Origin of the sequence: Alienimonas sp. DA493 (assembly GCF_043951915.1) — a bacterium.
Lineage (GTDB): Bacteria > Planctomycetota > Planctomycetia > Planctomycetales > Planctomycetaceae > Alienimonas.
Genome location: NZ_JBINJD010000147.1, coordinates 1 through 12,599, shown reverse-complemented (window position 1 = coordinate 12,599; position 12,599 = coordinate 1). Strand labels below are relative to the sequence as shown.

Sequence of the window (12,599 nt, the reverse complement as noted above, 5' to 3'; positions counted from 1 at the left end):
CGGCGCCCTCGCTGACGCTTCGGGTTGGTGACGACGCCGTCGCCTTTCAACGCGACGTCCTCGCCGGCGCCGCTGCGGCGTTGGAGGGCCGCCGCAAAGTCACCCCGCCGCCGGGGTGGGCCGAGGTGCAGCCCGTCTTCGCCGCGTCGGAGAACGCGGAGGTGCGGGACCTCGCCAACAAACTCGGCGTGATCTTCGGCGACGGGGCGGCGTTGGAGGAACTGCGGGGCGTCGTCATGGACCGCTCCGCCTCGGACGCCGCCCGGGTCGCGGCGATCGAGTCGCTGGCGGAGGCCCGCGACGAAGCCGTCGCCCCGCTGTTGATCGACATCCTCAAGCGGCGGAAGGGCGAGGACCGCAACCTGTTCGCCGCGGCGGCCCGCGGGTTGGCGGCGTTCGAGAGCGACGAGGCCGCCGCCGTGCTGCTGGACGCGCTGCCGAACGTCCGGCTCGAAGACCGCGACGCCCTACTGGCGACGCTCGTCAGCCGGCCGAGCTATGGCGAGAAGCTGGCCGAGGCTCTGCCGAGCCTCGGCGTTACGATGCTTTCTGCGGAACACGTGCGGGCGTTGCGGGCCTTCAAGAACCCGGAGATCGACGCCGTCCTCGACGAGCACTGGGGCACCACCCGGGCCACCCCCGCGGAGAAGCTCGCCCAAATTGAAGCGTGGAAGGAAAAACTGGCCGACGCCGGGGAGCCGGACCTCGCCGCCGGGCGGGAGGTCTTTAAAAACGTCTGCGGGCGCTGCCACACGCTGTACGGCGAGGGCGGCGACCTCGGCCCGAACCTGACCGGCTCGGACCGGCACAATTTGGATTATTTATTGGGCAACGTGTTCGACCCCTCGGCGATCGTGCCGGCGGCGTGGCGGGTCTCGACCGTGCTGCTGGCCGACGGCCGCGTGCTGACCGGCGTGGTCAGCGAGTCGAACGACCGCACGCTGACCCTCGCCACCGCCGACGCCACCGTGACCCTGCCGGCCGCCGACGTGCTGGAGATCGAAGCCGGCGACGCCTCGCTGATGCCGGAGGGGCTCTTTAAAACGCTCACCGAGGAACAGGTCCGCGACCTCATCGGCTACCTGCGGACGGAGTCGGCGCCACGATAACCGGGCCGCGGCCGACGGCCGTGTCTCCCCTCTCCCTCAGGGAGAGGGGCCGGGGGTGAGGGTGACGCACGGTTCACCCGCGCCCGCTCTTTGCAGTGACGAACCGACGGGAGAGCGAAGCGGACCATAAACGGCGATCGGGCGTCGCCGCCCCCTCACCCCCAGCCCCTCTCCCCCAAAAGGGGGCGAGGGGAGTAGAGGCACGCGAACCGGGTCCCGTCAGGGCAAGCCGTCGGCGCCCTGGACGCCCTTCACGTCGATCGTATTTGTGTCCGGGAAGTAAACGATCGTGCGGCTGGCGGCCAGCGTGCGGGCCCCGTCCCGCGTTTCGGAGCGGTAGAGCTGCACGGGGCCGTTCGCGTTGCCGGAAAGCTCCAATCGTCCCTTGGCCTCGTTGTAGGTGGCCCGGGGGGCGTCGGCCCAATACCAGGCGCCGGGGCGGCCGCCGCTGGATTCGCCGTGGCCGTCGATTTCCACGTTGCCGCTAGCGAACAGCTCGCGGGTTTTGGGGGCGTTCTCGGGGGCGCCGGCCGGTTCGACGTGCCGCAATTCGAGGCGGTCGCTCTCCATGCGGGAGGCGCCGGGGGGCAGCGGGGCCGTGGGGCCGGTCAGCAGTTCGACGCCGAAGTCCCGCACCGGGCCGTTGACGACCTCCACGCGACTGTCGGACTTCGGATGGAAGATCGCGTCCGGCCCGTTGAGGTTCCCCTTGACCTCCCGTTTGAACTTCACGTGCACCAGTTCGCAGGGCAGGGCGAGAGAGCGTTCGCTGCGGGCGTTGGGCCGCACGGTGCCGCTGCCGGCCGGGGCGGGGGCGGTTTTGTCGTCCCGGCGCCACAGCTTCAGTTCGCCCTCGCCCTGGGCGGTGAAGTCGCCGGTCTGCCAGAGGACTTCCAACTGGGCGAAGGTCCCCTCGACCCGCTGGGCCTCCTGCGGGACCAGGCGCTGCTTCGGGTCCGGGTTGCGGAGGTCCGGGGCGTCCTGGCGCCCCCGCAGGTTCACCCGGCCGTGACAGGTGATGAGTTTGATCTCCGGATCGGCGTCGCTCTCCTCGCCGGGGGATTGCTCCGCGCCCGGCAGGGCGGAGCCGAACACGACCTTCTCGGTGAGGGTGACGGTCATGAGTTGGCAGTAGAGGCGCATGGTGTCCTCGGTGTACTCCTCGGAGCCGACCTCGCCCTCGGCGCCGTGGAACATCGTGCGGGCGCCGCCATAGAAGGTGGCGACGGTGCCGTCGAAGGTCATCGATTCGCCCCAGTCCACGCGGACCGTCTTGCGGGTCGGGGCGTCGGGGTCCTCCGGCTCGGGGTCGGACGCGCGGTCGCCGGTGAGGCCGGGCATGCCGCCGCCGCGGACCGGCAGGTCCAGCGAGCCGCCGCCGACCACCACCGCGGTGTTCGCCTGCGGGTCGAAGCGGATCTCCGGCCCGGTCAGGTCCGACCCGCTGCCGTTGAGTTCCGCGGGGATCGGGGGGGAGTCCTCGTCGCCCGGTTTGCCGAACAGGGTGAGCAGTTGCTGGCCCGGCCCGGTCCCGGTGACGACGGCCCGGTCGGCTCGGGCGTAGCGGGCGTCGCCGGGCGCGGCGCCCGGCTCGGCCGGGGCGGGAGCGTCCTGGAACAGGCCGACCTGCCCGGTGGCGACCGCGTGGGAGACGTAGCCCTCCTCCACCTCCACGCCGTTCTCGGTGCGGGGCCGCACCAGCGTGGCGACGACGTCGTCGGCGTAGAACTTGGAGGTCCGGCCAGGCTCTTCGGGCTCCTCCTCGGCGGCCGATTCCTCGGCCGGGGCCGGTTCGCCGGTCGCAGCGTTCGCCCCGCCGGCGCCGGAGCCCGCGGCGGCGACCTGCTCGCCGGGCGGCGGGGTCGGTTTGGGCGGGGGATCGGCGAAGTGCACCTCGATCCGCTTCGCCCCGGCGAGCAGCTCCGGCCCCTTCATCCGCACCGACCCGGTGGCGACCGCCTTCGCCGGCCGCACCGAGCCGCCCATCGGGTTCGCCTCCGCCAGCGAGCCGGTTTGCGGTTTCTCCTCCTGGTTGAGCCCCGGCTCCGCCGGCTTGCCCTGGTCCTCGTCGGCGTGCGGGTTCTCTTCCAGTTCCAGCACGACGTGATCCGCGGCGAGGTCCGATCCCTCGTCGAAAGTCTGCACGAGCACCTGATCGGCCAGCTCCGTGTGGCCCGCGGCGTCCCGTTTGGGGTTCTCGGCGCCGGTGAGCGTCACCACATCCCGGCCGGTCAGGCGGTCCCGGCTGGTGATCAGCGTGCCGGGCCAGGTGACCTTCGAGGCCAGCTGACCGGTTTCCGGGTCGGTCCGCAGCAGGGTGCCGGGGCCGGCGGCGTTGACTCTCCGCGGGGCGTCGACGGACTCCGGATCGACTCCTTCGGGAACCTCCGGGGGAGTCACGATGAGTTGGGGGCAGCGGATTACGGAGTCGGGAAGCGTGACGTGCACCCATTCCGGGCGTTGCGCCCCGCCGACCGGCCGGTAGCCGGCCACGCGGGCGTCCGAACCGCCGATCAGGGTCAGCACGTCCGTGGCGACGTCGTGCTCCAGCCGGGCGGCGGTCGCCTTGAGCTGGCGGGCCGAGGAGTGCACCCGCACCGGGGCGCCGTGGGCGATGACGGCGGTCGCCTGCAGGTCGTCGTCGGCGGCGTAGAACTTCCGGTCGCCCCAGTCGCGGTTCTCCCGGGCGGCGCGGGTCTCGGCGGCGGTCCGCTTCGCCTCGTCGGTGGCGGGGGTGAAGGTGACCAGCAGGTCGTCGGCGATCAGCTCGTCCGGCCCGGCCCGCTCCGGCGCGGGCGGGGCGGCGTCGGCGGACTGCTCCCGCCAGGCCCGCACGCCGCCGGGCTGCACGGAGGTGAACCGGGCGGTGTTCTCGTGCGGGTTGAAGACCAGCCGCCCGGTCGCGGTGATCTGGACCGGCTCGCGGTTCTCGTCGTCTTCGTCGTCAACCTGCGGCTCGGGCGCCTCGGCGAGGGGGCCGCCGGCGGCGTCGAGGCCGGGCAGGCCGCCGCCGCGCAGGGTGACGGCGACCGGGCCGCGGACGGCGATCTCCTCCAGCCCGTCGGCGGCGACGTTGTCGTAGGCGCTGGGGGTGCGGGTGCGGAACAGCTTGATCTCCACCCCGTCGCCGGCGCCCTCGTTGCCGCCGGCCAGCTCCTCGCCGCGGCCGACGCCGCCGTGCCGGAACTGCACGGGGCTGTCGCTGTAGATCGTGGAGAACTTGCTGACGGCGTCGCCCTCCCGATACAGGAAGTCCGAGCCGACCACCCGCAGGCCGTCTTCGCCGTCGATCCGCACCGCCCCCTGGAACACCCCGGCGACCACCCGGCCGGGGCTGGAGACCATGTCCTCGGAGATCGGTTGTTTGAACCGCAGCAGGGCGGTGTCCGCGGTGATCGTGGTGGGGATCTTGCCGCCCGCGGCGGGGTCCGTGCCGGAGTCGTCCACCAACACGATGGCGAAGGGGGAGACCTTCAGGGCGCTTTTGTCCTCCTCCCGCTGCACGATCTCCCACTCGTTCCAATACATCATGCTGTTGCCGGAGCCGATTTGGTAAGCGGCCTCGGCGGCGAACGGCGCGTGCGGGAGGAACTCTTCCGCCAGCTCTTTGTTCGATTTGGGCGGAACGATGTGCGTCGGCCGGCCGCGGGCCGCGGTGTCCGCCTTCATCCGGGCGGATTCCAGCAGCGGCGTGACGGTCGCGGCGTAGACGAAGTACAGCCCCGTCAGCCCGAGCGCCGTCGCGGCCGTCAGCAGCGCCCGCCGGGCGCCGGAGGCCGGGCCGTACCGCGGTCCGGCGGCGGGCTCGGCGGCCGAACGGGCGGGCGGGGCGTCGGGGCCGGGGGTCGACACGGCGGGCGGGGGCGGGGGGAGGGAAGGCCGAAGCGAAGACGCGCTTTCCATCCTAACGCGAAGCGCCGCGTCGGGTTGGGGACGCATCTGGTCCTGAAACCGCTTAAACCAAGCCGATTAAATCCGTGATGTCCACCAGCCCGACCGGGCGGCCGGCCGCGTCCACCACCGGCAACTCGCTGAGCTTGCGGCCCTTCAGCAGGCTCACGGCGTCCCCGACGGAGACGTCCTCGCCCACGGTGATCGGCGAGCGGGTCATCACGGCGCTGACCGGGCGGTCCAGTTCGTGCTCCCCCCGGCGGGCCAGCAGACGGGCCAGGTCGCTGTCGGTGAACAGTCCGGTCAGGCGGCCGGCGTCGTCGATCAGCATCACGGCCCCGGTGCGGCGTTCGCCCTCGGCGGTCACCAGCACCTTACGCACCGGTTCCCGGTCGGCAAAGACGCGCAACGCCTCCCCGGTGCGCATCACCTCGTTCACCCGGGCCAGCTTGCGGCCCAGCGACCCGGCGGGGTGGAACTCCGCGAACCGGTCCGGGGTGAAGCCGACCCGTTCGGAAAGCAGCACCGCCAGCGCGTCCCCCAGCGCCATCATCGCGCAGGTGCTCACCGTGGGGGCCAGGTTGTGCACGTCCGCCTCCCGCAGCTGGCCCATCGCAACCACCACCGCGGCGGCCCGGCCCAGCGTGCTGCCGGCCTTGGCGGTCACGGCCACGACCGGCACCTCCCGGCGGGCCAGCGGGGCGAGAATCTGCGTGACCTCCGCCGTCTCCCCGCTGTGCGACAGCGCCAGCACGGTCGCGTCGTCCCGGACCATCCCGAGGTCCCCGTGCACCGCCTCGCCGGGGTGCAGCACGCAGGCCGGGGTGCCCAGGCTGGCCAGCGTCGCGGCGATCTTCCGCCCGACCAGCCCGGCCTTGCCCATCCCGGTGACGACCACGCCCCCGCCGCGGGATTCGATCAGGTCCGCCGCGTCCAGCAGCCCGGCCGGCGGCGATTTGGCGAGGGCGAGCAGGGCGTCGGCCTCGGCCCGCAGGACTTCGGCGGCTCGATTGGCGGCGGCGAACCGGTCGAACGGCACGAGGTCCCGCCCGGCGGAACGGGCGCCCTCGGAGCGGGCGCCGTCGAACTGCGAGTCGTCGGAACGTTGAACGGCGGGCAAACCCACGGGCGTCGCCTTCGTGCGGAGCGGGGGACCCTCGGTTGTAGCGCCGCCGCGGGGGCCGGGTGAAGAGGGATCGCCGGGCCGGCGGGCGCGTCGCTCAGCCGCCGAACAGATCGCCGGCCCGGACCGCGAAGCCGGGCAGTTCCGGGTCGCCGTGGAGCGTGTCGTCGCCGGAGTAAATCGCCAGCCTGCCGGTCGGACGGTGCACGGTGACGGATTGCAGACCGGGGCTGAGCACCCAGACTTGCGCAACGCCCGCGGCCAAATATTCCCGCACCTTCGCGGTGATGTCGCGCTCCCGATCGGTCGGCGAATTGATCTCGACGGCGAGCAGCGGCACGCCGTGCCAGACGTGCATCCCCTCGCCCTCCTCCGGCGGGGGCGGCTGACGGGCGGCCGTCTCCGCATCGAAGACCGCGGCGTCGATGCCCACGACGCTGTTCCGGCCGGGAAAGCGAACTCCCACCTCTCCGGACCCCGCCCGCGGACGCGGTTCGGGCTGCGACTTGAGCCAGCCCACGAGCGCGTGCGCGACGTGAATCTCGGCTTCCGTGTGCGGCAGGCTGCGGACGGTCATCGGTTGTTCCCAGAGGACCCCGTCGATCAGCCAACGGTCGAGCGCCGGGTTGGGCGGGAGCCGCAGAAATTCCTCCGCCGACAGCTCCAGCCCGGTGCAGGCGTTGAACTCGTCCGCCTCCATCTCCGGCGGGTAGGGCGGATAGGGAGACGCGGGCGGATCGACCGCGGGCGGCGACGCGGCGGCGACGGACATGACGAACCTCCGGGGGGACCCGCTCAGTATAACGGCGAGGCGCAGCGGGGATTCACGCCAGTTCCTTCACCGCGATCGTGCCGCTCGGATCGTTGCGAACCTCGTAGCCGGCGGCCTTCAACTCGTCCCGGGCGGCGTCGGCGGCGGCCCAGTCCTTGGCGGCCCGGGCCTCGTCGATCTTTTTGCACAGCGCCGTCGGGTCGAACTCGCCGGCGTCCGCCGTCGCATCTCCCGCCGCGGCGGCGGACGGGTCGGTGCAGAGGACGGAGTCCATAATCTCGAACGCGGCCAGGCTCTCGGCCGGGTCCGGGTGCGGGCCGGACACCCAGGGGAACAGCGCCCCCAGGGCGCCGCTCATGTTCAGGTCGTCGCCCAGGGCCGCGAGGAACTCCGCGACGGCGGGGTGGGAGGCGTCGACCTCCGCGGTCGCGTCGCCGGCCTCGGATTTCAATTTCGCTTTGAACTCGATCAGTTTCCGCACGGCCGCGGCGCTGTCGGACAGGCCCTTGGCGGTGAAGTTCATGTTGGCCCGGTAGTGGCTTTTCGTCAGCTCGTACCGCAGCACGCCGGGGTGCACCTCCCGGCCGGTGACCTTCCCGCCGAGCACGTCCCGCACCGTATAGAAGTTGCCCTTGGACTTGCTCATCTTCGCCCCCTCGACCATCAGGAAGCGGGCGTGCATCCAGAATTGGGCGAAGCGGTCCTCGCCGGTGGCGCCGCGGGTCTGGGCGATTTCGCACTCGTGGTGGGGGAAGATGAGGTCTTCGCCGCCGGTGTGAATGTCGATGGTGTCGCCCAGCAGGCGGCGGGCCATCACGGAACATTCAATGTGCCAGCCGGGATAGCCGGTGCCGAGGTCGGAATCCCATTTCATGATGTGGGAGGTGTCCGGCTTCCAGAGCAGGAAGTCCGCCGGGTGCCGCTTGCCGGCGATCTCCTCCTCGGAGACCCGCCCGCCCTGGCCGGCGACGAGCTGGTCCAGCGTGTTGCCGGACAGTTTGCCGTACTCCGGGAAGCTCTCGACGCTGTAATACACCACGCCGCCCTCACTTTTATAAGCGTGGCCGCTGGCGAGCAATTCGTGGATCATGGCGAGCATCCCGTCGACGTTTTCCGTCGCCCGGGGGATGTTCTCCGGCTCGTCCGCCAGCTTCATGCCGAGCGTTTTGGCGTCCTGCAGGAAGGCGTCCTCGTAGAACCGGGCGATCTGGTACGGGTCGGACGGGTCTTCGACCTGGCCTTCCTCCACCGTGCCGGATTTCTTGTCGGCCTTCTTTTTCTCCGCCAGTTTTTTGGCGGCCTGGGCCATTTTGTCTTCGCCGGTGTCCTCGGTCATGTGACCGACGTCGGTGATGTTCATCACATGGCGCACCTCGGCCCCGCAGGCTTCAAGGAAGCGACGGATCAGGTCGGCGAACAGGAACGACCGGAAGTTGCCGATGTGGGCGTAGTCGTAGACCGTCGGCCCGCAGCTATAAATCGTGACGGGGCGGTCCGTCGGCAGGGCGAACGGCTCCAGGCCGTGGCTCAGGGAGTTGTAGAACTGGATCGCGGGGGCGGTCGTCATGACGTGGAAACGCGGGCTCGGTCCGTCGGTGTCGGCTCTGGGGGGCGGCAGTCTAAGCCGCTCGCTCCCGGGCGGGAACGCCGGTCTGCGGCGTGGCGTCGACGCACAGCGCCCGCAGGGCGAAGTGCGTGGGGGCGAACACCAGCAACGGCAGCCCGACGAGCAGTCCGCCGAACCAGACGAGCGGCGGGACCCACGTTTGCGGCGCCGTCTCCGAGGGGCCGAACACGTAGTTCACGTTCTGCGGCGTCAGCGGGTCGGCCGCCTCGCCGGGGCCGGGCAGCAGGAAGTAGGCGATCAGCAGCGCCGCCCAGGCGATGACGGTCCACACGACCAGCCCCCGCCGGTCGTAGCCGAGTTTCCACACCACGTACGCCAACAGGAAGGGCAGCCAGAAGTGGAAGAAGCTGAGCCCCCGCAGGAACAGGCTGCTGTCCGCGTTGAACATGTAATCCGTCATGCCCAGCAGATGTCCGCCGAACAGCGTGACGAAGAAGTCGACCACCCAGACCGCCTGCGGGATCAGGATGCCCACCGCCGCGGCGCTCGCCGGCAGGGACTTCTGCGTCCACACGCTGATCAGCGTCAGGAACAGGGCGAGGTCGCAGAAGTAAACGAAGTTCGTCGGCCCGTAATAGCGCCAGTAGGTCGGGATCAGCACGGCGAGAAACGCCGTATAAACCGCCGCCGCCGGCCACGGCACCCGGCGGGGAGACGGTTCGTCGGCGACGGGGGTCGTCATGGCGGTTGGACGGGAGAGGTGGATGCTGAGACGGTCCCGGAGAGCCCGGCCGCGGACGGCGGAACCGCGCCCGCCGGACCGCCCGTTCGGCGGGCGGGGTCGCGCGCAAGTTTTGCAGGAACCAATCTCCTCCGCGCCGCTCAGCGTGACCTACGTTCTCTTTGCGGGAGTTCGACGTTGCGAAAACGCCACGTTCCCCGCACGCATCAGGGCGTTCGCCCGATTCGGAATCGGGTTTGCACGCTTCGGCGTCGCCCTCCCACAACCCCTCCCGCTCCGCCCCGACCCTCGTCCGGTGTCCGCCATGCCCGCCGCCGCGTTTCTGCTCGACCGTCCCCACGCCAGCCTCGCCCAGGACCTGCACCGCCGGGCCTCCGGGGCGTTGGCGAACAGCTCGCACTTTCGCACCCAGCCGGTGTTCTGCACCGTCGAAAACACCGCCGAGGGCGACGCGGTCGTCCTCTCCGGCGACGTGCCCAGCTGGCACCACAAACAACTCGCCCAGCAGGCCGTCATGGGCGCCCTGGGACGCAGCGGGGCCTTCGTGCGGAACCGCCTGACCGTCGCCGCCCGCTGAGGCGGCCGCGGCGGTCCCGTTGAACGATCGGTTAAAGGACAGGTTGAAAGAAACGGCGCCGGACGCCCTTTCTTATAAACCCAGCGGGGCGCGGCGGCGGATCTGCGGCAGTTCGCTTTCCGCCACGAACGGCACCCGCAGCGACAGCGCCCGCCCGCGACGCCGCAGGTCCAGCGTCACCGTCTGACCGGGACGAATGTCCCGGGCGACGGCGAACCACTCGGCCGGGGTGGCGACCTGCGTCCACGCCGGCTCCGCCGCGGGCGGGGCGGCCCCCTCGTCGCCCTGTGCGCCGTCGGCGGGCGCCTCCGCGTCGGGGGGGAGCGGGGCGAGGGCGACGATGCGGTCGCCCGTTCGCAGGCCCGCCTGATCCGCCGGGCCGCCCGGGGTCGTGGCGCCGACGAGCACCCCCGGCAGCGCGGTCAGCTCGACGGGGGCGACGGCGACCAACTCCGCCCCCATCAGGCCGCGGTCCGGGGGCAGGTCGCGGGGCCAGACCGGCACGTACGGCGGGACGCCGTCCGCCGGCGGGGCGTCGTCCCGCACCACGAACCTCCGCAGGGTCCCGCCGTGCAGCGCTTCGACCTCCATGGCGAAGCCGGGACCCAGCGCCCCCCGCACGATTTGCACCCGCTGGGCGGCCGCCAGCGGGTCGACGCCGTCGCACAGCGGCTGGCCGGCGACGCTCAACCAGACGTCGCCCACCCGTCCGCCGGACCGCCGCACGGCGCCGTAGGCGTCGACCGCGGTCACCAGCAGGCCCGGCCGGTCGGCGGGGTCCGACGGAGAATCGCCGGCGGGCGGCACGGGGTAGGGGCTGAACAGCACGCCCAGCCGCGTCGGGCTGACGGCGGCCGGCTCCGCCGGCGGGGCCGACCACCAGCGCCACCCGCTCCACAGCAGCATCAGCGCCGCCACGACCGCCGCCGTCAGGGCGACGCGGACGGTCAGCCAGTCCGCCGCCGTCTCCCGCGGCGCCCCGCCCCCCCCGCCGCCGGGCGCCCCGCCGTCGGGCGCCGGGGCGTCGGGGGAAACGGGTTGTGCGGTCATGGCGAGCGAACCGGACGGGGAGCGGCGGTGTCCGAGGGGCGAAGGGGGCGGTCCGGGGAGATTTTCCGGAACGAAGCCCCCGCATACGGTGACGACGCCGCGTCGCCGATGCTATCATTGCCCGCCCGTTCGCCGACCGCTCCCCCCGGGGGCGTTCGCGGCGGGCCCCGGAGAGGTGGCAGAGTGGTCGATTGTGCAGCATTGGAAATGCTGTGTCCCTTCACGGGGACCGCGGGTTCGAATCCCGCCCTCTCCGCTCGACAATCCGCAACGCCGTAACGCCGAGGCCCCCCGGGGCCTCGGCGTTACGCATGCGCTCACTCCGTGGGGGCCCACCAGTCGTTCAGCAGGGCGGTGAGCCGGGCGACCTGCTGCGGGCGCTCCTCCGCGAGGTTCGTCGTCTCGTGCGGGTCGGCGGACAGGTCGTACAGTTCCGTCGGCGGCTGCTCGCCTGGGAAGTGCGGGGCGTGCGGGAGGATCAGCTTCCAGTTCCCGTCCACGACCCAGCGGTACTTCAGCCCGGCGGCCGGCGGGGCGGGGAAGGGTTGGTCGTGCTCGAAGACCTCCCCGAATACCGGGCCGCGATCGGCGACGGCGGCGTCGTCCAACAGGTCCGTGCCGCCGACGGCCTCCGGGACCGGCACGTCGCAGTGGGTCAGGATCGTGCGGGCCAGATCGACGGAACTCACCGGCGTCTCGTTCAGCTCCGGTTCGATCACGCCGGTGCGTCGCAGCATGATCGGGGTGCGGACGCCGCCCTCGTGCGGGCTCCGCTTGCTGCGGTCGGCGTAGGCGGACTTGTCCGGTCGGGTGATCCAGCCGTTGTCGCAGACATACACCACCAAGGTGCCGCGTCCTTGGGAACCGGCGGGCCCGCGACGGTCCACCTCGGCCAGCACGGCGCCGACGGCTTCGTCGAACCGCTCCACGTTGGCGAAGTACTTCGCCTCGCTGAGCGTCAGTTCGCCGGCCTCCACCCGGTCCCGGTACTTCGAGAGCAACCGCTGCGGCGGGTCGTGCGGGGTGTGCGGCAGGAACGGGGCGTACCAGACGAACCACGGCTGCCCGGCCTGCTCCGCCTCGTCCATGAACGCCGGCAGCGGGCCGAGGTCCGGCGAGGGCTTCCCGTCGCGGGTGATCTTCAGCCCCTCGTCGCCGTGCCGGCCGCCGCGGGTCATGTCGCCGTGGGTCATCGCGGCGGTGAAGCCGAAGTCCGTCGGGTCGCCCTCCCACCACTTGCCGGTTTGCAGGGTGCGGTAGCCGGCGTCCTGCAACAGCGAGGAGAGCTGCGGGTCGTCCGCCAGGGTGCGGTTCAGCGCTTTCTTCAGGGCGACGTACTCCGGCCCGCCCTTCCGACCGGCCGGCGGCGCCGGGTCGTTCCCCGTCACGCCGTGCTGGTGCGGATAGCGCCCGGTCAGGATCGAGGCGAGGCTCGGCCGGCACAGGCTCGTGGGGACGTAGCCGCGGGGGAAGGTCCGCGACTGTTCCGCCAGCCGGTCCAGGTGCGGGGTGCGGGCGTGCTCGCTGCCGAGGAAGCCGTAGTCGTCCCAGGCCTGATCGTCCGAGAGGATCAGCAACACGTTCGGCCGGTCCGCGGCGGGGGCGTCCCCGGCTTCGACCGGATCGGCCCCGAGCAAACAGGCGGCGAGCAACAGCGGCGTCATTGGGCGGTCCCGGTAGGCGATGGATCGGAAGACCCCGATCCTAACCGGGCCGGGCCCGAACTTCGCCTCTCTCCCTTGGAGCCGCGACCGTGAGGGAGCGTCCC

9 protein-coding genes and 1 tRNA gene are annotated in these 12,599 nt (G+C 71.9%); 3 read left to right on the top strand and 7 right to left on the bottom strand.

Features of this window, described 5'->3' with window-relative positions; genetic code table 11:
* On the top strand, nt 1-1,109 hold a 1,109-nt coding region (locus tag ACG2DA_RS18025; protein ID WP_395257375.1), incomplete at its 5' end, for a c-type cytochrome.
* Nucleotides 1,110-1,328: 219 nt separating this feature from the next.
* Here the strand turns inward: ACG2DA_RS18025 and ACG2DA_RS18020 are convergent.
* The 5 genes from ACG2DA_RS18020 to ACG2DA_RS18000 all read right to left on the bottom strand — a co-directional run bounded on the left by ACG2DA_RS18020 (nt 1,329) and on the right by ACG2DA_RS18000 (nt 9,204).
* The gene (locus tag ACG2DA_RS18020) at nt 1,329-4,961 is read right to left on the bottom strand and encodes a hypothetical protein (protein WP_395257373.1); all 3,633 of its coding nucleotides are present in this window, start codon (nt 4,959-4,961) and stop codon (nt 1,329-1,331) included.
* A 103-nt stretch (nt 4,962-5,064) separates the two neighbouring features.
* The gene (locus ACG2DA_RS18015) at nt 5,065-6,120 is read right to left on the bottom strand and encodes an SIS domain-containing protein (RefSeq protein ID WP_395257371.1); all 1,056 of its coding nucleotides are present in this window, start codon (nt 6,118-6,120) and stop codon (nt 5,065-5,067) included.
* Nucleotides 6,121-6,220: 100 nt separating this feature from the next.
* Nucleotides 6,221-6,895: a Uma2 family endonuclease gene (locus ACG2DA_RS18010; RefSeq protein ID WP_395257369.1), complete on the bottom strand. Its 675-nt coding sequence runs from the start codon at nt 6,893-6,895 to the stop codon at nt 6,221-6,223.
* A gap of 52 nt (nt 6,896-6,947) precedes the next feature.
* Nucleotides 6,948-8,462, bottom strand: coding sequence for a cysteine--tRNA ligase (cysS, locus tag ACG2DA_RS18005; RefSeq protein WP_395257367.1), 1,515 nt, complete (start codon nt 8,460-8,462; stop codon nt 6,948-6,950).
* A gap of 52 nt (nt 8,463-8,514) precedes the next feature.
* Complete coding sequence (locus ACG2DA_RS18000; RefSeq protein ID WP_395257365.1) at nt 8,515-9,204, bottom strand: hypothetical protein; 690 nt, start codon at nt 9,202-9,204, stop codon at nt 8,515-8,517.
* A gap of 295 nt (nt 9,205-9,499) precedes the next feature.
* On the opposite strand from ACG2DA_RS18000, the gene ACG2DA_RS17995 reads away from it, so the two are divergent.
* A complete protein-coding gene (locus tag ACG2DA_RS17995) occupies nt 9,500-9,781 on the top strand; it encodes a BON domain-containing protein (protein WP_395257363.1) in 282 nt (93 codons plus the stop codon).
* Nucleotides 9,782-9,853: 72 nt separating this feature from the next.
* Here ACG2DA_RS17995 and ACG2DA_RS17990 read toward each other — a convergent pair whose 3' ends face one another.
* Nucleotides 9,854-10,831, bottom strand: a complete 978-nt coding sequence (locus tag ACG2DA_RS17990; protein WP_395257361.1) for a hypothetical protein — start codon at nt 10,829-10,831, stop codon at nt 9,854-9,856.
* Between the two features lie 169 nt (nt 10,832-11,000).
* Here ACG2DA_RS17990 and ACG2DA_RS17985 point away from each other — a divergent pair.
* Nucleotides 11,001-11,087 (top strand) — tRNA-Ser (locus tag ACG2DA_RS17985).
* Nucleotides 11,088-11,148: 61 nt separating this feature from the next.
* Here ACG2DA_RS17985 and ACG2DA_RS17980 read toward each other — a convergent pair.
* Entirely contained in the window at nt 11,149-12,495 is a 1,347-nt protein-coding gene (locus ACG2DA_RS17980; protein ID WP_395257359.1) for a sulfatase, read from the bottom strand.
* Nucleotides 12,496-12,599: the final 104 nt, after the last annotated feature.